Origin of the sequence: Chitinophaga sp. RAB17, assembly GCF_052114225.1 — a bacterium.
Classification (GTDB): domain Bacteria; phylum Bacteroidota; class Bacteroidia; order Chitinophagales; family Chitinophagaceae; genus Chitinophaga.
This window is the reverse complement of sequence record NZ_JBFREI010000008.1, coordinates 58,790-76,783: the sequence shown is the minus strand read 5'-3', so window position 1 is coordinate 76,783 and position 17,994 is coordinate 58,790. Positions and strand designations below refer to the sequence as shown.

Here is a 17,994-nt window from a genome sequence, read left to right as displayed (position 1 = left end):
ATCTGGACATGCCCCCCTACTACCAAAAGCAGTATAATGCAACCTGCCCGATATATTCTTAACTGGCGCTCCATGTTTTTAATACGTGAGATCATAGATGTGTCCATCGCCTGGTGATTTGAGATTGGTTAGTAAATAATAAAGCTCCAATAATATACGAAATGATTCGTACACCAATATTCGCCGAATCTTCGTAAAACTTAAATTGAGCATTTTTCTTTACCACATCCCTCAAAATCTTCCGCATTTTCCGCATGAATTGTAATAAGCTACGATACGCACTACTTACAGTTGTCAATAACAACCACAAGTAGCATACATACAACCATAAGTTTCTGCATTTTTTTGATCGTGGAAATACCTGAGAATACCTTCGTAATATCAAAAAAATGAAAAAAATTATGCTAAATACTAAAACGATTGGCGATAGAATTGCCGAAGCACGAAAGAAAATAGACATTTCTCAAGCGCAACTTGGGCTGCGTTTATCCATCAGTTCTCAGGCAATCGGAAAGTGGGAGCGCGGAGAATCAATGCCGGACATCACTACTTTTAGCCGTCTTGCAGAAATTCTGGGTGTTGACCTTAACTATTTTTCAGAAAGCTTCTCCTCTGAAGCCACTGAGGCAGCACCTGTGGATTTCTTTGTTGAGCAATCGACTGAATCACCATCCGGAAACCAGCCCAAAAAGCCCAGATGGAATATGTCAGGCGAACACTGGGTAGATGCAGATTTCTCCGGGGCGAAAAATCTGCATGAAAAATTCAACTCCTCCCACATGGAACGCTGCAAGTTTATCGGTTCAGATTTGTCGGGGCTTATTCTAAAAAGCAACCATGTTGATAGCTGTGACTTCTCAAACTCCGATATCGGCAGCTGCGATATTCAGACTTCGCACTTAGAGAACAATATATTTCATAACTGTTCCATGAAAGAAGCTGAATTTTCAAGAAGCCATATCAATCGCTGCGATTTCTCCGGGGCCAATTTTACCGGAGCGGATCTTAAATCCGGGGTTTTTATTAATAATACAATTGCAAATGCAGTCTGGAATCGCACCTCTTTTAGTAGAATGCAGATTGAAAATATAGTTTTCGATGGCAAATTGGAGGAATGTTATTTTGAAAATTGCGCCTTTGACATGGTGACATTCCAGAACGCAACGCTTATTAACACCTACTTTAAAAACAAGAGCTTAAAATGGGTCCGGTTTATTGGCTGTAAGGCAGATCGGATGACATATGAGTTCCTGAAAAAAAATGGAGATGTAGACGTAACTGGTATCACGCTGTTAACATTATAAGGGAGGAAATAAGATGGTACAAATATTGGAAAGCCAGTATCTCTACTGGCTTTACTTAATTACCTTACACCCGCAACCATTTGAATGCCTGCATTGTTATTATATGCCTCAATGTTCATTTATATGCGTCATGGAAATCCGAACCAACTAAGCTTATTCCACTATGAAGTGGTACCTGTCAGAGGCACGTCTTACTTTATTATTCTTTCTCCCATTGAAAGGATAAAGGAAGTTGTGCGGGCGGCAAAAGAGGCACTTGGCAACCAAATTTCCTTGTCTGTAAACAATCTGAAGTCAATTGCACATATTTCTTTATTGAAGTTCACCGCTCCCGATGATGATGAACGAATCCGCAAACAGGTAAAAAGTGTGCTATCGTCTTGTCCTGGTTTCGACATTGTACTGGGCGGAAGCTTTATTTTCAAGCATGGAGATCAATCCAAATCGCTGGTATTAAAGATCAATAACCCCGCTCCCATTCACCAGCTTCATATGCACCTGCTAGCTGCCTTCTTTCCCAGATCGTCTAAAAAAATTACGCCACATATTACTATTGCCAGGGCCATCGCCAATGAAGACTTCGACAAAATAGATTTGTCAGCTTTTAATTATCAAGACTCCTTTCCATGTCAGGAAATTACGGTACTAAAGAAAGGACCGGGTGACCGGCGATATAAGATCTGCTTTAAATTATCGTTCTGTAAATAAGAATGCGTATATTCTCCATCCAATAACAACACGATGATACGACCCTACAAAGCAACTGATAAAAATGATTTACTCACTATTTTCAAGCTCAATACGCCGGAATATTTTGACCCTAAGGAACTGGTTGACTATGACACATATTTAAACGAAAATGCCCATCTCTACTTCACGATAGAACACGGAAATAATATTGCAGGAGGTGTGGGATACTACGTAAATGAGGCGAAGAAAGTGGGCCAGATCACCTGGATATTATTCCATCCGGCATATACGGGGCATGGGTTGGGAAGAAAAGCGATCGAACACTGTCTGACAATTTTTCAATCAGGTCCAACTATTGAAAAACTGGTGGTAACCACTTCTCAAAAAGCATATAAATTTTTTGAAAAATTTGGTTACAAGTTGGTAGAAACACAAAAAGATTATTGGGGCCAGGGCCTCGATCTATACCTGATGGAGCGGGCACTTTAATCAGGATAAATCTCCCTATTTAACAAGCATTCTAATATATCCCAAGGCATCCCTGCAAGAAGGATTAAAGAATTACCATCACAATTCCAGCAGTAAATTCATCGGCTTAATTTCTCCGTTGCTTCGGCTACAGTATTAACAAAATTAACCCTGCCACCTTTATTACTCTCGTAGATAAAATCTTTCAAACGCTGGCTGGTATACTTTGAGAAATCGCCCACTATGGCAAGCCGAACATTATAGGTAGAAAATTTCTGCAGGATCTCCCCTGCTATCCTTGTTTTTAAATCAAAGAAATCCGGAATGATATTTTTCTCATGCAAAATGATATTGTCTGCCCCCTGGTAGCTGCAATTGCCTAATATATCCAAAGCATCTTCCGTATTGTTTACTTCCATATTATCCGATATTATTTCAGCAATTCCTTTCCCATTTATATTAGTCAGTTCAATTTTCATAATGATGATATTTCCTGCAATAGTATTGCTTTTCTGGAAATAAAGGTCCTGAAAACTCAAGTACTTTGTCATCCTCAATAACTCGCCTGCCCTATCTCCAGCCGGGATATCTTACCCTCCTTATTCAACTGAAATTTAAAGTAGGTTTTAAAATCACCCCATTTATCACTGTGAAATTTACCATAAAGATCCAACCCGTTATTTTCAACTTTATCAATACTGGTAAAGCGTTCATGCCCTAATGCGCCTTCAGAAAACGACTTAAAATCAATTTTATTTCCATCATCAAACAACTCCGGGCCAGGAGTAAATAATGTATACCAGGCGTTCTTATCACCTGCCTGCAATGCCGTAATCGCTTTCTTTACAGTTTCATTGGTAAGTTTGTCTGTGTTCATCATGTTGTTTTTAGTTGGAGGAGTTCTGCGCTGTGCACTCATCGCCAGGGGCAATAAGCATATCGCTATATAAAGCAATGTTTTCATTTAATTCGTTTTTACGAGTGGATGCTGCAGGTAAATGATTACCAGGTTCAGGAGAAAGAAAGGCAGTTCAATAGCCGCCCCTTTGAGTTCCCGGTCAGCCAGGTGAAAACAGATGATCATTAAAATGGTAGCTGCCATCAGGAAGTTACCTAAAAGAAAGGTGCGGGGAAACAGGATCAGCAAAGCACTCAACACGGTTACTATCCCATTGATGGTAATAGCAGTAGGACTGAAATGCCATTTACCGAACATCGTTACCATTTCCGGCTTGTTGCCAATCATCGCCCAGCCCTGTTTCAGGCCCATAAATACGGCAAAAAGAATGAGTGCAGTGTTGAGTACTTTGAGTATCATGATAGTTGAATTTTAGTTGGTAGCACCGCCATTTACCAGCAGGTGCTGACCGGATACAAAAGAAGATAAATCACTTGCAAAAAATTCTGCCAGGTTGGCCACATCCTCTACTTCTGCGAGTCTGCCCATAGGACAGCTGTCCAGCAGTTGCTTTCTCAGTTCAGGATAAGCTGCCGGGTCCACAAAGATACCGGAATGATCTACTGCAAAAGGAATAATAGAATTCACCGTGATGCCTTTGTGTCCGATTTCTTTTGATAAAATATCCACGAGGTAGCGGGGCGTTGTTTTACTACCACCATACACGGCCATGCCGGGCACCGGGAAAGACGTGGTGCTGGAGGCGACGTAAATGATCCTGCCATTATTTTCCACGTGCTTTGCCGCCTGCTGCATAGTAAAGTAGGTGCCTTTGGTATTGATAGAAAATACTTTATCGAATTGTTCTTCTGTAAAATCGGTTACCGGTACTTCCACCATTTCAATACCTGCGTTGGCCACCACGATATCTATTTTACCAAAAGCCTCTTTGGCGGTGGCAAATAAATGTTCCAGGTCTGCCACTTTACTGACATCTGCCTGCACGGCAATAACGCGTACCCCCATGGCTGTTATATTACTCACTACTTCATCTGCAGAAGTTTTGTCACGGGAGTAGTTGATAACGATGTCTGCACCTAAAGCGGCATAACGTTCTGCAATGGCTTTACCTAATCCTCTGGCGGATCCTGTTACCAGGGCAACTTTATTTTTTAAACTGTTCATGTGATCTGATTTTAACAATTTTTAGAGAGACTTGTTTGCTGATGTGGTACTTATTATCAGGCCATACCACCATTGGCGCCAATATTCTGTGCGGTGATCCATTTAGCGTCATCGCTGGCCAGGAACAACACTACTTTTGCGATATCGTCCGGCTCACCGATGCGGTTAAAAGCTGACAGGGAGGCCAGGCGGGCAATGACTTCCTCTGATTTACCATTGGTAAATAATTCGGTGTTGGTAGGGCCTGGAGAAACGGAGTTCACATTGATACCTCTTGGTCCCACTTCTTTGGAAAATACACGGGTTAATTGTTCTACTGCTGCTTTGGTAGCCACATAGGTACCATAGGTAGGCAGCATAATACGATTTACAGAAGTAGAGAAGTTGATGATACTTCCTTTGTCTGCCAGGCGGGTAGCGGCTTCCCGCATGGTATTAAATGTACCTCTTACATTGATATCGAACTGACGGGTAAAGTCTTCATCGGTGGTATCCTTGATTAATTTGTTAATCATAATGCCGGCATTATTCACCAGCACATCGATACGGCCATAATGCGCAATTGCAGCGTCAAACAGGGCTTTTACTTCTTCTCCCCTGCTCACATCCGCCTGTAAAGCAATGGCTTCTCCCCCCTGTTGTTTAATTTCATTTACAACCTGTTCAGCAGCTTCTTTGCCACCGGCATAGTTAACAATTACGGTGGCGCCGGCAGCAGACAGCTGACGGGCAATAGTGGCGCCAATACCCCTGGAGGAACCAGTTACCAGGATAATCTTATCTTTTAAAGTGCTCATATTTCTTTGTTTTAAATGATAGAACAAAGGTGAAATATTCGCGGAGCCGAAAAGTATAAGAATTACACTATTAGTTACAAATATCTAAGATGCGGTGTTGCCGTGTTGTTTTCTGAATAAAACGGGGGAAATATCGGTTTGTTTCTTGAAGTAGTTGCTGAAGTGGGTGGCCTCTGTAAAGCCCAGCTGTGACGCAATCTGCTTAACAGACGCGGTGGAGTTTTGCAGCAGGGATTTGGCTTCGGCAATGGTTTTTTCGGCTATCCAGGTACCTATAGGCTTGCCTGTTTTACTTTTGATTACATTGCTCAGGTAGTTGGGATGGAGGTGTTGCGCATCGGCGTAATCCTGCACCCGGTATACCTTTTCGGCTTTTCCGTTTACCAGGTCACGGTAGTGCTGCTCCAGCATCCTTTTAAATGTTTTTACAATCTGGGAGCTGCGGTTACCTTCATAGATAGGATTATAATCTTCCCAGAAATATTCTTTTATTTTGAGCAGTAGTACTACAAAGAGGTTCCCTATCATCCGTGTTCTATAGGGAGAAGCAGACAAATACTCCTTCTCTATCTGCCCGTATAATTGTTCAAATTCGGCAAATACTTCGGGTTTCAACACCCTGGGAGGTACTGTTTCCGCCAGCAGGAAAGGGAACTCTTCAAATATTTTCGGATGCACATTTTCTTTCAGGAAGGACTCACTTAGGGTAATCAGGTGTACATCTTCAATCTGTTGCCATTCGAATGATTTGAAATGCCCCGGATTAGTAAAGTAAATAGTCCCCGGACACGTGTTAAAAACCTGCTCATCGGTAGTATACCTGCCGATGGCATCTTTCACAAAAACAAAAGAAAAGAAATTGGTTCTGTATACAATAGAGGTGTAAGGCAGTTCTTCATGAATAGCTTTGAGGTTATGGATGGTAAAATCCGTTTTAGCGTCAATGCTTTCAGTAGGCAGCCCCTGATAGATGTACTGATCCAGCAGGTTGTTGAATATTATTTTCTCGTCCGGCCGATGTGTAGGTTTCCTCATGCTATTATAGTTTCCGGAATATTAAGTTAAGCATTCATCTCCCAAAAATCATTCACCCATCCCAGCTTCATAAGTATGGCCATGATCACCGCTGCAATCAACAGCAATGCAATCCAGATACTGCGTTTATAACGCTCAGGGACGTTTTTGTTACGATACCCGGTCATAAAACCCCAGATGAGCAGTACAATGAGCAATACGCCACTTATTATAACTACTACCTTATTTTCTACAAATCTGATCACCACCATCAATAGGATAGCGAGGACACCGGTGATCCAGCCAAAACGTTCCAGCAATGAGCGCTGATCTCCTTCTGAGAAAGGCATGATACGCAAAAGCGCCGCCTCCAATTCATCCGCCCGTTCCATGCCGGCGGGGATCTGGATCACATCATACTGGTCCATTCCCCTGATAGTAATCACGCCGGTACTGTCTTTACTGATGCTGGAAATTTCCAGGCGGTTCAACTCCAGCTCGGGTGTATCGTCCTGCGTTCTGATAACAGCGTCTTCATTCACTTCTACGGAGAAGCTATCGAATAATTTTCTTCTCCGCTTCATCCCTCTGGAAATGCCTATTACCACGGCAAACAGCATGACCGGGAAGGTGATCAGGAGGGTTTCCATATCAAAACCGGCTGCTGCTGATCTGAAATTTGCTGCCAGTACAACGATTACCCCGAACAACATCACCGGTGCAAATCTTAGCAGGGCCTGTTTTCTAATAACAGCAAAGCCTTCGGGTTGTGTTTTAAATACGTTCATAGCATATGTGTCGTGGCAACAAAATAATACAATATTCATTGCAAAATAAAAAGACAGGCCCGTTGCCTGTCTTTTTATTTACTCTCTGATGGTATGTTTATCCGACAATGCCATTTTTGCGATGTCGTCTTTTCGTTTGAATACTACGCCCGGATGTTGTTTCATATAAGCAAACAGCTCACTGGTGGCCTTTACCAGCTGAGGGGTACCTCCTATGCGATCATGAAAACTGATCGACATCATGCGCCGGCGCCGGGCAGATTCTTCATACAGCTGATCAAATTCCATCTTTACCTGTTGCAGAAACTGATCGGTAGAAAACCATTGTCCGGCTACCAGCTGAATATCATTGCAGCGTAAAGTGTAGGGCACTACTGCAAAATCAATGTTATTCACTTTTGTGATAAAGGGCTCATCACGGCTCAGGTCATCGATATGATACAGAAATCCCAGCTCCTGGAGTATGGTGAGGGTATTTTCGCTACGGCGCATCCAGTTGGCATTGTAGCCTACAGGAGTAACGCCGGTGGCCTTTCTCACGGCTTCCATACCTTCCTGTATGAATTGCTTTTCTTCTTCGTATGGCATCATATATTGCGATGACCAGTCGCGGCCATGTGCGGCGGCCTCATGCCCACGCTGCACAATTTCTTTGGCCAGGGCAGGGTTCTTTTCTACTGCACTGCCTACCATATGTGAGGTAACTTTGATGCCGTGTTTATCCCAGTTATCGAGCATACGGGGTATACCTTCCTTGTAACCGTATTCATACCAGGTGTTTGCGGGCAGGTCTTTGTATCCCTTGAGCATATTTTGCGGGAAAGGGCTTTCCGGGCGGTCTTCTGGTTGTCCGCCGGCTTCAAACTGCATAGATACGGACACTACGAGGCGGGAGCCATCTGCCCAACCGGGACCGGCTTTCGATGCAGGGCGATGGTCAGGCTGTGCAATGACTGCACCCGGACTTACCATGCCGGCCAATCCAACCAGGCCGGCTGTTTTCAGGAATTCTTTTCTTGTAGCCATTATTTTTTTATAAGATGATCAACAGCGATGGTGTTATATTGAATAAAAGCCAGTAGCCCGGCGAAAAAAACAGCATGTATCAGCTGAGTAGGTATTGCTTCCCAGTTTTCAATCATAGCAGTACCAAATATCAGCACTATCATGACTACACTGCCACCTATCAGAGAACCACGGGTAAATAAGCCCAGCAGGAGCAATAAACCGATGATGAATTCGGCAATGGGTAATACATAGCTGAAGGGTACTACCAGCAGGTTGGGCAGCATGGATTTTTCAAAGCTTTTTACCATCCAGGCACTAAAGCCGTTTAGTTTGGGGAGTCTTACCAACCCGTGGCCAAACATACTGGCGGCTACTGTCAGACGGAGCAAAAAGAATACAATCGCATTATTTTCCATTTGTATGAGTTTATATAGCAAAGATCAATAGGAACCTGGCAAATAAAATTGTACAATTTTAGGATCATTCTGTATTTTTGCGGGTATGCTACAAGAGAACTTATATCAGCCTTTTGAGATTGAATACCGGGAATGTGCTGAATGCCCGATTGATCCTCACAAGCATAACTTTTTCGAACTCGTGTACATTGTAGAAGGCAATGGCATACAGTGTGTTAACAAAAACCAATTGCCTTACAGTCCAGGGAAACTGTTCCTGGTAATGCCGCAGGACTGTCACTCTTTTGATGTAAAGGAAAGCACGAAATTCTTCTTCATCCGCTTCAATAACATCTACCTTAAGAATCAGCAAAAAGAATGGATACAGCAACTGGAGTTCATTTTCCAGAATCACAATCATATGCCGGGTTGCATCTTAAAAAACAAAAACGATAAGCCCCTGGTAAAGTCGCTGGTGGAAGCGTTGATCCGGGAGCTGGTCAATCAGCAGCCTTATCACCGGGAAATGGCCCAACAGATCGTGAATACCATGATCATGGTCATTGCCAGGAATATATTACTGCAGATGCCGGAACAGCCCAAACATCCGGCGAAGCACGAAGCCTCCCTGAATATACTGCATTATATACACGAAAATATCTATTCACCGGAGAAGCTGCGCGCAGAGCAGATTGCATCTAATTTTAACATTTCGCCTACTTATCTAAGTGAGTATTTTAAGCGTAATAATGGCGATAGCTTACAACAATATATTACACAGTATAAGTTAAAGCTGGTAGAAACAAGGCTGCAGTACAGCAGCATGCGGGTAGGAGAAATTGCTGATGAACTGGGCTTTACAGACGAAAGTCATCTTAACAGGATGTTTAAAAAATACAGGGGTGTAAATCCCTCTGCCTACAGGAAAGAGTTACAGGCGGCGATAAACTAAGCCGGACATAAAAAAGCGCCCGTTGTGCACGGACGCTTTTTTATAATTCCTTTGTCGTTACTATTCTTCGTCCTCTTCTTCCTCACCGTCATCTTCCAGCCACTCCATGTAAGAGAAGTACCATTCTTCCAGCTGTTCCAGCAGTTCCTGTTTCTTCTCCGGTGTGTTTTTATAGAACTCTTCTACATTATCAATTTCGTGAACGATATCGATGTAGGCAGTTTCTTCATCTTCTTCTACACGTTTGGCGAAGAAGCGGGGTTTTTCGGTATGAAAAATATATTCATTTTCCGGATCTGTTACAGGATCGTCTGCAATCAGAAATTTAGGTAACTGTACCATAAAGGAGTTATTTACTTTTAATGATGTTGTACTCTTTTCAAGAACTACAAAATTATTGATAATTACCTTATAAAAAACATCTGCGAAGAATGAATAAAATTATAGATAAAATTTCACATCTTTATAGTCGTTAAAACCCATACCATATGCAGCAATATTGGACCAGATGGGAGAATTGGATGCAACAGCATGCCCCAAGACTGCTCAACATCCTTCATCCCGGCGTTACCTTTGAGGCGGTGGAGACACTTGAAAAACTAATAGGAACGGCGCTGCCGGCCTCTTTCAAAGCATTTTATTCCATACACAACGGACAGCAGAAAGCCAGGGCAGGACTGGTAGATGCAGATCAGCTATTGGGTGTAGAAGACATTATTCTACAATGGCAACACTGGAAAGACCAGCTGGACGCCGGCAATTTCACCTGGCATGATGAACCTATTCTTGCCGCACCAGACACGGGGATCAAAAACGACTGGTGGAATCCTCTGTGGATACCGTTTACCAGCGATGGCTTCGGCAATCACCTCTGTATAGACCTCGACCCGGCCCCCGAAGGGAAACGCGGGCAGATCATTACACTGTGGCACGATGACGGGCACCGCGTTATTGAAGCCGGTTCCTTTGAAGAATGGCTGCAGGACTACATCACTGCCCTTGAAAAAGGAGAATATATTTTTGTGAAGAAATGGGGCATTGTACACAAAGATACCTTCCTGAACTACAACGACTGATAATTGACCGGTGTACTACCCGTCCACCGCTTAAAAGCTCTTGTAAACGCACTTAACTCATTATAACCAAGCATCCACGAAATATCTTTCAAGGGATAATTACCGGAAGATATGTAATACACCGCCAATGAACGCCTTACGGCATCTGCAATATCCTGGTACTTTACTCCTTCTTCCTTCAGTTTCCGCTGCAAACTGCGTGGGCTGATATTGAAGTTGGCAGCCATATCGTTCAGCGAAGAAACTCCCAGGTAAGAATTGGCCAGGAGATAGTTATAAATCCTTGTTTGCAGCGTTTGCGGCTGAGCAGAAGGCTGGGGCATACTGCTGACCTTTTGCAGTAATAGGCTCTGTAATTCATAATTAGCCGTTAAAAGCGGTTCATCCCAATATTTGATATCAAATACCAGCACATACTCTCCAGCCCGTTTTGAGGGCTTACAACGAAAAACACGTTCATACTCCACCGGATCAGGAACTGTATAGGCCAAACGTACTGCCTGCGGAACAATTTTTTCCAGCAGCAATCCATCCAGTTCATGGATAACCAGCACCATAAGTAAATCTATCAGTTGCCGGAAAGCATAAGGAGGGGTAGCCCCATAGTCGGTTGCCGGCAACAGTTTCACGGTAAATGTTTTGACGGAGCGTTGTATTTCTATCCTGCACTCGTCTGTTACCAGGTGAGTGAGGGCGGCGGCATGCGTTAATGCATCTCCAACGGTGGCACTGCTTTGTATGATCTCTCCTACCGTACCCAAAGCGGCCGGTTGCAGCGCCTCTCCAAAATGAAGCCCAAACAGGGGATCATTGGTGAGCCTGCTGGCATTTAACCACAGGTCCTGTAATTGCTGCGCGGTTACCAGCGCCGCATTTTTCCGTTTCAGTGCCGTCAAATCAATGCCTGCCAGTTTACATAACTGTGTGGCATCTACATCCCGCTGCACCGCATAAGCAATCATACTTAATACCAGCTGTTTCATGCTATAAAGATATTCAACTCCCTGCTTACAAAAAACAGGGTGTCGTTAAATGGTAAGTAATTGTCGTGTTAAGGTAAATGATAAAGAAGTACACCGAAGTAGCTTTGCATTATCAATTTATCAACAAACTAAAAACTTATAAAAATGGAAAAGCAAACATTACAGGTAGTTACTGAATTTGTAACCGCAGTTCAACAGGTAAACCTCGAAAAATTAGGCGCCTTATTACACCCTGAAATCAACTGGGATCAGCCGGGCAGCAACCGGTTCTCCGGCACTAAAAAGTCCAGTGGAGAAGTATTCCAGATGGTAGGCGGTATGTTTGAAGTATCACAGAATACCATGTCCCTGTCTGATATCAAAACCATTGCAGTAAATGGCGACCAGGCTTCTGTAGTACTTACCTGGAAAGCCAGCAGACCAGGCGCAGAATTACACACTGATAACGTGGACGTATATACGGTGAAAGACGGCCAGATCATCGCCGCCAAGATATACGCTGCAGATATACAGCAGGAAGATATTTTCTGGGGTAATTAATACCTGGGAGAAGAACTGTCAACTACAAATGGGGGCAGACACACATACGGACAAAACCTTCCGGGCTACGGGCAGCCTGGGAGGTTTTTATTTACCTGCCATGCTGCAGGTTATGCAAAAAAGATGGCTGAGGAAAGAGCATTTATATTCATCAGAAAAACAAGAATCGTTTTTTCTTTTTCTTTTTTTCCAATACCGGTTCATCTTTATAAGTAATTGGTTGGGCAACCAGGGGTTGGACAAGCGGTTTAATCTCCTTAGTCGTTACGCATACCACACCAGTAGTATATGTTCTTTTCTTACTCTCATATGCCACCACCACTACTTCTGGTAAACCATAAGATTTAGCCGCAATGCTGGTATCGGCCAAAGGTGTTGGCACTATGCTCATTTCAATTTGTTCCAGTCCTCTCGTCTCAGCATGGCTTGCTGTTGCGATGCCAACCGCCAAACCTGCTGTCATAATCATAGCAGGAACAAATGAATGCCGCGGAGGTACAGGCATTGTAATACTTCTGTTCAGCTGGTCATCAGAAAATCTTCCACAAACAGCCCCCTTGCTGCTGTGGATAGCCGCAAAGATTTCTGCATCTGTTAATAAAGAAAAATCTATGATGGTTTTGCTGCAACTGCTGCAATGCCTGCCACCCGATACAGGCCGCATTTCATTCCAGCTTTGGTCACACGGAGTGGGAAGAGACAGGTACAATGCTTGTTTTGACTTCGTTGCCATGGTTCTGTTGATATGTTGAGATACTCCCGCTACTACTATTTCAGGCAGGTTGCGGATTTCAGATGAAGTGGCATCAGCAGCCGATGCGGTATCAACAAATGATGTACTTCCAACAGATGATGCAGGAATACTCCCCATTTCCATATGCGTTAATTATTTTTTTACAGCCTAAAGTTGCAATATCACCACAAGTCCAGCTGTGATCACCATAGCGGACACAAACTGGCTGCACACTGCTATCGCAGGCGAAACTTTTTTATGCGGCCAATCATCGGTAATGATTGCCACAAACACTCCCCTTACTGTTTTTTAACAACAGCAAAAATTTCAGCATCGGATAATAAGGAGAAATCAACTACCGTTTTGTTATAGCTACTACAATGCCTTCCGGCTGCAGTACGGTCATTTTGAGTCCAATTCTCCTCGCAAGGTGTAGGAACTAATAGAGACAGACCTTTATTCGTTGACTTCATAGGTATTTGGTTACCGGACATGAATATACGAAAATAAAATGGATCCCATGGGGGGAAAATCCCCGGTCTGCCACGCCAATACAGCAAAAATCATATTTGTAAAAAACTGGCAGTCATAGAACAAATGATATGGCATTATTGTTGAAATTAACCTACAAACAGGCAATCATTTTATTAAACATTAAAAGTAACAACATGAAAACTCCAATGCATATCTCAAAATTCTTATTTGCTGCCGCCCTTGGTGCAGTTATTTCCCTGGCTGGCCAGCATGCTTTTGCTCAGGGCATTGACAGTACCGCCAAAAAAATAGGCAACAAAACCGCTTCTATTGCTGTAAAAGGCGCCTCCGCAGTAACAGATAAAGTGTACAAAGACAAGGAAGGGCCAAACGGTGAAACCGTTTACATCAATAAGAAAGATCAGAAATATATTGTGAACGGAAAGGGAAAGAAAGTGTATCTGAAGAAATCACAAATACATGATAAAAAGAAAGACTAATTTTTCCATCAGAATAATATACAAAAGGCCGGAACAGGGAAACCCTACCGGCCTTTTTGTTGCTTATAATCTTCTTCCAGTATAGCATATGTAAAACCATCTATCCAATTACCCCTGATGGGTAATACCTTTCGCTTACAGCCTTCCCGTTGCATACCCACTTTCTCCAACACCCGCGCTGAAGCTGCATTATCTACCGCACAACCAGCCTCTACGCGATGTAGCTGTAATTTGTCAAAAGCATACGCCAGCAATACTTCTACCGCCTCTGTAGCCAAACCTTTGCCCCAATAGGTTACATCGATCTTGTAAGATACCTCCGCACTCCTGAAACGAGCAGCCTTAAACTTCATCGCAATCAGGCCAATAAATTCCCGTGTATCCTTTAACGTTATACGCCATACTTTTTGATCCGCATCACTCAACCATCCATGTACTACGGCAGTGGTCACATCCACCGATGCGGGGATGCCCAATGTATTATATTCATCTGTTTCCGGCATACTATGCAGCCGGTGTATAGCGGCAATATCTGCGGTTGTTACAGGGTTTAACAACATTCGAAGGGAGCTTAATTCCATGTTTACAAGATAGTAATTGTTCCGTATATTCATATCATCGTTAAACATCCGCTTATGCAACTCACACCTGGCACCTGCTACAAAATAAATACCCGGACCATCACTGCACTGCAACAATTCGGGGAATACGAGTTTATTGTGATGGTGATCCACGCCAACGATACTTCAGACAGTGTAGTATTTGAATTCAGAAAAATACTCGGCGCCACTTCCGGGGAACAGGAAATCGCTACCAGACAGGCCGTAGAAACACATGCAGACGGCTTTTCCCTGGAAGATATCACCGGGAAACCATTGAATCTTTTACAATTTGAAAAAGAAAGTGCTTTCAGCAAATGGATTGCGGAAGGAGTCGCTACACTTTGTGATTGCAACCAGTAGAAAAATATTGTCATTACTCATACCGTAATGCCTCAATAGGATCCAGTCTGGATGCAGCCTGCGCCGGGTAATACCCAAAAAACACGCCTGTAAATGCACATACCACGAAAGACAGGATAATAGAAGATTCAGATACCATGGTAGGCCAGCCTAACGTAAGTGTAATTACTTTGGCAGAAGTAATACCTAATGCCACACCTATTAAGCCGCCGGTAATACTAATGATAATCGCTTCTACCAGGAACTGCAATAAGATATCAATTCCACGTGCGCCTATAGACATACGCAAGCCTATTTCGCGGGTACGTTCTGTTACAGATACATACATGATATTCATGATACCGATACCTCCTATAACGAGGGAAATACCGGCAATAGCGGTTAACAGGATAGTTAGCAGGCTGCTGGTAGAACTCAATGTCTTAATCAACTCTTCCATGGTTCTTACCTGGAAATTATTTTCATCGCTGGGACGCAGCCGGTGCGTGGTTCTCAGGATATCTATAATTTCATTTGTCGCAGCTTCAGAGGCACCTTCACTTACCGCTGAAGCATAAATACTCTGAAAATAAATAGTAGCCAGGATACGCTTTTGTACGGTCGTATATGGTGTAAGAATGATATCATCCTGATCCTGTCCGAAGGAGCTTTGTCCTTTGGGTGCCAATGTGCCGATTACCTGTAAGGGAATAGAGTTCAGCCGGATAACTTTTCCTACCGGGCTTTCACCACTGGGGAACAGGTTGTTGATCACGGTTTGTCCCAATAAACATACCTTGGCGGCCGTAGCCACATCTGCATCGGAGAAGCTGATGCCATCACTGACCGTAAGTTTACGGATATCAAAATAAGACGGTGCTACCCCCTGCAGCGTAGTAGGCCAGTTCAGTGCGCCGAAAATCGCCTGTCCTTTGGTGGAGGCAACCGGCGATACGCCATTTACATATTCTGCATTTTTCTGTATAGCCAATACATCTACGATGGTCAGCGACTGAAAACTGGTGCCACCTATTCTTACCCCGCCGGACACGTTACTACTGGGCAAAATCGTGATCATGTTAGATCCCATATTACCCAGCTGCGATTGAATACTTTGCTTGGAACCCTCTCCTATTGCCACCATAGCAATCACTGCTGCCACACCAATGATGATGCCCAGCATAGTCAGGAATGCGCGGAGTTTATTCCGCTGCAAAGCCCTTAAAGCGATCATTATGAGATTAATTGCACTCATCCTTACGGGTTAATTAATAATCTTCTGCCGGCGGCAAAGATGCGAGGGCTTCTTTTGCCGAACGTACATTTTCATTCTTACTGTCTTTTACCACCTTCCCATCCCGCAACATCACCGTTCTGCTGCTGAATGCAGCAATATCCGGCTCATGTGTTACGAATACGATCGTTTTCCCTTCCTGCTGATTCAGCTCCTGCATCAGCGCCATAATTTCGTAGGAAGTGCGGGTATCGAGGTTACCGGTAGCCTCATCTGCCAGGATCATCACCGGATGATTTACTAAAGCCCGTGCAATCGCTACACGCTGTTGCTGTCCGCCGGAAAGCTGACTGGGAGTATGCCCTTCCCTGTCTGCCAGCTTCACTGACCCAAGTGCTCCCAATGCCCGCTCCCTGCGCTCTTTGGTTGTCAACTCCGGATTGTAGAACAAAGGCAATTCTACATTTTCCAGGGCAGATGTACGGGGCAGCAGGTTATATGCCTGGAATACAAAGCCTATTTTATGATTGCGTAACCGCGCCAGTTCATTGCGCGATAAACTACTCACATTGATACCATCCAGCAGGTAATTCCCGGAAGTAGGTTTATCCAAACATCCGAGGATATTCAGCAGGGTAGTTTTACCGGAACCACTACTGCCCATGATGGTGACAAACTCTCCTTCAAATACATCAAAGGTTACCCCTTTCAGCGCACGCACGATTTCTGTGCCCATCACAAATTCACGCTTGATCTGCTGCAATTCTAATATTTTGCCATTGCTCATCGTCTACGCCCTCCCATTTTTGGTAAAAACGGACTACTGGTACCTCCCGCCGCTACTACAGCACCAGCAGCATTTACGCCCACTACTACCACATCATTTTCGTTTATCCCTGCCAGTACTTCGATATGTGTATTATCATTTAGTCCTGTTCTGATACGCTTCTGTACCAGTGTGTCGCCGCGCAACAGCCATACATAGTTGGAAGAGCCAATGCGCGCAGTACTTTTAAATGTTCTGCCGCTGGTATCTTTTCTTTCCGCCGGCGTTTTACGTACAGCACTTTGTATGATGTAATCCTTTAACTGTGCAGAATCCGGTCTGAACTTGAGCGCCTTTACAGGCAGCAGTAAGGCGGAATCCTTCTCTGCAGTATAAATGGTTACGTTAGCCGTCATGCCTGGCTTTAACTTCTTGTTATCGTTAGGTGCATTGATGATAGTATTGTAGGTGACCACATTGGCAGAAACAGAAGGTTGCAGCCTGATTTCCTGCACCCGCCCAGCAAACACATCTTCCAGATAAGCATCCACGGTAAAGGATACACGCTGGGAGTCCGTGACATTACCAATATCTGCTTCATCTACACTGGCTTCCACCTGCATTTTGGTAATATCTTTTGCGATTACAAATAAGGTAGGTGTATTGAAACTGGCCGCTACCGTTTGTCCTACGCTCACATTCCTGTTTAATACCACTCCCTCAATAGGAGAATGTATTTCTGTAAAGGAAAAATTCTTTAGTGCCGACGCCAGCTGTGCACTTACGCTGGCTACATTCGCTTTGCCCTGGTCCAGCTGGTTGCGGGCTACATCATAATCTGCTTTGCTGATGGCACCCGTTTTATATAATAGTTCCTGTCGTTCATAATTGTTTTTCTGATACGCGAGATTCGCCTGCGCTACCTGTACATTCGCTCTCAGCTGATCTACCTGCGCCTGGAATAAATCTTTATCCAGTTCTCCCAGCAGCTGCCCTTTCTTTACCTGGCTGTTAAAATCCACATACAGGTATTTGAGTGTACCAGACACCTGTGTACCTACCGCTACGGTATCTACCGGTTGAATAGTACCTGTAGCAGTAACGGTGGTAGCAATATGTCCGTAGGTGGGTTGGGCTGTTTCAAAAGAAACCGGCACTGTTTTTTTCCTGATAAAGAAATACCAGATAGCCACCACCAGCAGTATGATCACTATAGTTATGATAACACCTTTATATTTTCTCATACCT

General features: G+C 43.8%; 24 protein-coding genes. 8 read left to right on the top strand and 16 right to left on the bottom strand.

Annotated elements, in window-relative coordinates; translation table 11 throughout:
• The first annotated feature begins 389 nt into the window (after positions 1-389).
• From AB4Z08_RS24310 to AB4Z08_RS24300, 3 genes are all read left to right on the top strand, one after another.
• Entirely contained in the window at positions 390-1,304 is a 915-nt protein-coding gene (locus AB4Z08_RS24310) for a helix-turn-helix domain-containing protein (protein ID WP_441576389.1), read from the top strand.
• Positions 1,305-1,427: 123 nt separating this feature from the next.
• Positions 1,428-2,012 carry a 2'-5' RNA ligase family protein gene (locus tag AB4Z08_RS24305; RefSeq protein ID WP_441576388.1) on the top strand — a complete coding sequence of 195 codons (585 nt, stop codon included), beginning with the start codon at positions 1,428-1,430 and terminating at the stop codon, positions 2,010-2,012.
• 33 nt (positions 2,013-2,045) lie between these two features.
• Positions 2,046-2,483, top strand: a complete 438-nt coding sequence (locus AB4Z08_RS24300) for a GNAT family N-acetyltransferase (protein ID WP_441576387.1) — start codon at positions 2,046-2,048, stop codon at positions 2,481-2,483.
• Positions 2,484-2,581: 98 nt separating this feature from the next.
• Here AB4Z08_RS24300 and AB4Z08_RS24295 read toward each other — a convergent pair whose 3' ends face one another.
• From AB4Z08_RS24295 to AB4Z08_RS24255, 9 genes are all read right to left on the bottom strand, one after another.
• Positions 2,582-2,941, bottom strand: coding sequence for a DUF4180 domain-containing protein (locus tag AB4Z08_RS24295; protein ID WP_441576386.1), 360 nt, complete (start codon positions 2,939-2,941; stop codon positions 2,582-2,584).
• A gap of 74 nt (positions 2,942-3,015) precedes the next feature.
• Complete coding sequence (locus AB4Z08_RS24290; protein WP_441576385.1) at positions 3,016-3,426, bottom strand: hypothetical protein; 411 nt, start codon at positions 3,424-3,426, stop codon at positions 3,016-3,018.
• Positions 3,427-3,780, bottom strand: coding sequence for a DoxX family protein (locus tag AB4Z08_RS24285; RefSeq protein ID WP_441576384.1), 354 nt, complete (start codon positions 3,778-3,780; stop codon positions 3,427-3,429). It lies immediately after the preceding gene.
• A 12-nt stretch (positions 3,781-3,792) separates the two neighbouring features.
• Positions 3,793-4,545, bottom strand: a complete 753-nt coding sequence (locus AB4Z08_RS24280) for an SDR family oxidoreductase (RefSeq protein WP_441576383.1) — start codon at positions 4,543-4,545, stop codon at positions 3,793-3,795.
• 56 nt (positions 4,546-4,601) lie between these two features.
• Positions 4,602-5,342, bottom strand: a complete 741-nt coding sequence (locus AB4Z08_RS24275) for an SDR family oxidoreductase (RefSeq protein ID WP_441576382.1) — start codon at positions 5,340-5,342, stop codon at positions 4,602-4,604.
• Between the two features lie 84 nt (positions 5,343-5,426).
• Positions 5,427-6,377: a helix-turn-helix domain-containing protein gene (locus tag AB4Z08_RS24270; protein WP_441576381.1), complete on the bottom strand. Its 951-nt coding sequence runs from the start codon at positions 6,375-6,377 to the stop codon at positions 5,427-5,429.
• Positions 6,378-6,403: 26 nt separating this feature from the next.
• Positions 6,404-7,144 (bottom strand): hypothetical protein, encoded by a 741-nt coding sequence (locus AB4Z08_RS24265; RefSeq protein ID WP_441576380.1) that lies wholly within the window; start codon positions 7,142-7,144, stop codon positions 6,404-6,406.
• A 78-nt stretch (positions 7,145-7,222) separates the two neighbouring features.
• Positions 7,223-8,170, bottom strand: a complete 948-nt coding sequence (locus tag AB4Z08_RS24260; protein WP_441576379.1) for a polysaccharide deacetylase family protein — start codon at positions 8,168-8,170, stop codon at positions 7,223-7,225.
• Complete coding sequence (locus AB4Z08_RS24255) at positions 8,170-8,568, bottom strand: DoxX family membrane protein (protein ID WP_441576378.1); 399 nt, start codon at positions 8,566-8,568, stop codon at positions 8,170-8,172. The genes AB4Z08_RS24260 and AB4Z08_RS24255 overlap by 1 nt, the downstream gene beginning before the upstream one ends.
• A gap of 85 nt (positions 8,569-8,653) precedes the next feature.
• Between AB4Z08_RS24255 and AB4Z08_RS24250 the strand changes: the two genes are divergently transcribed.
• Positions 8,654-9,499, top strand: coding sequence for an AraC family transcriptional regulator (locus AB4Z08_RS24250; protein WP_441576377.1), 846 nt, complete (start codon positions 8,654-8,656; stop codon positions 9,497-9,499).
• A 60-nt stretch (positions 9,500-9,559) separates the two neighbouring features.
• On the opposite strand, the gene AB4Z08_RS24245 is transcribed toward AB4Z08_RS24250, so the two are convergent.
• A complete protein-coding gene (locus AB4Z08_RS24245) occupies positions 9,560-9,841 on the bottom strand; it encodes a hypothetical protein (protein WP_441576376.1) in 282 nt (93 codons plus the stop codon).
• A 146-nt stretch (positions 9,842-9,987) separates the two neighbouring features.
• Here AB4Z08_RS24245 and AB4Z08_RS24240 point away from each other — a divergent pair, with 146 nt between their 5' ends.
• Entirely contained in the window at positions 9,988-10,575 is a 588-nt protein-coding gene (locus AB4Z08_RS24240; RefSeq protein ID WP_441576375.1) for an SMI1/KNR4 family protein, read from the top strand.
• Here the strand turns inward: AB4Z08_RS24240 and AB4Z08_RS24235 are convergent.
• On the bottom strand, positions 10,563-11,558 hold the full coding sequence (locus AB4Z08_RS24235; protein ID WP_441576374.1) for an AraC family transcriptional regulator: 996 nt from the start codon (positions 11,556-11,558) through the stop codon (positions 10,563-10,565). The genes AB4Z08_RS24240 and AB4Z08_RS24235 overlap by 13 nt on opposite strands.
• 144 nt (positions 11,559-11,702) lie before the next feature.
• On the opposite strand from AB4Z08_RS24235, the gene AB4Z08_RS24230 reads away from it, so the two are divergent.
• A complete protein-coding gene (locus AB4Z08_RS24230) occupies positions 11,703-12,098 on the top strand; it encodes a nuclear transport factor 2 family protein (RefSeq protein ID WP_441576373.1) in 396 nt (131 codons plus the stop codon).
• 151 nt (positions 12,099-12,249) lie between these two features.
• On the opposite strand, the gene AB4Z08_RS24225 is transcribed toward AB4Z08_RS24230, so the two are convergent.
• Positions 12,250-12,975, bottom strand: coding sequence for a hypothetical protein (locus AB4Z08_RS24225; RefSeq protein ID WP_441576372.1), 726 nt, complete (start codon positions 12,973-12,975; stop codon positions 12,250-12,252).
• A 524-nt stretch (positions 12,976-13,499) separates the two neighbouring features.
• On the opposite strand from AB4Z08_RS24225, the gene AB4Z08_RS24220 reads away from it, so the two are divergent.
• Positions 13,500-13,805, top strand: a complete 306-nt coding sequence (locus AB4Z08_RS24220) for a hypothetical protein (RefSeq protein WP_441576371.1) — start codon at positions 13,500-13,502, stop codon at positions 13,803-13,805.
• A gap of 44 nt (positions 13,806-13,849) precedes the next feature.
• Here AB4Z08_RS24220 and AB4Z08_RS24215 read toward each other — a convergent pair whose 3' ends face one another.
• Complete coding sequence (locus AB4Z08_RS24215) at positions 13,850-14,365, bottom strand: GNAT family N-acetyltransferase (protein WP_441576370.1); 516 nt, start codon at positions 14,363-14,365, stop codon at positions 13,850-13,852.
• 75 nt (positions 14,366-14,440) lie between these two features.
• Between AB4Z08_RS24215 and AB4Z08_RS24210 the strand changes: the two genes are divergently transcribed.
• Positions 14,441-14,767, top strand: a complete 327-nt coding sequence (locus AB4Z08_RS24210) for a hypothetical protein (RefSeq protein WP_441576369.1) — start codon at positions 14,441-14,443, stop codon at positions 14,765-14,767.
• 13 nt (positions 14,768-14,780) lie between these two features.
• Here AB4Z08_RS24210 and AB4Z08_RS24205 read toward each other — a convergent pair whose 3' ends face one another.
• From AB4Z08_RS24205 to AB4Z08_RS24195, 3 genes are read right to left on the bottom strand one after another with little or no spacing between them, the layout of a single operon-like run.
• On the bottom strand, positions 14,781-16,001 hold the full coding sequence (locus tag AB4Z08_RS24205) for an ABC transporter permease (RefSeq protein WP_441576368.1): 1,221 nt from the start codon (positions 15,999-16,001) through the stop codon (positions 14,781-14,783).
• A 13-nt stretch (positions 16,002-16,014) separates the two neighbouring features.
• Positions 16,015-16,767, bottom strand: coding sequence for an ABC transporter ATP-binding protein (locus AB4Z08_RS24200; RefSeq protein ID WP_441576367.1), 753 nt, complete (start codon positions 16,765-16,767; stop codon positions 16,015-16,017).
• Positions 16,764-17,990: an efflux RND transporter periplasmic adaptor subunit gene (locus tag AB4Z08_RS24195; protein ID WP_441576366.1), complete on the bottom strand. Its 1,227-nt coding sequence runs from the start codon at positions 17,988-17,990 to the stop codon at positions 16,764-16,766. Before AB4Z08_RS24195 ends, AB4Z08_RS24200 begins: the two co-directional genes overlap by 4 nt.
• Positions 17,991-17,994 lie beyond the last annotated feature (4 nt).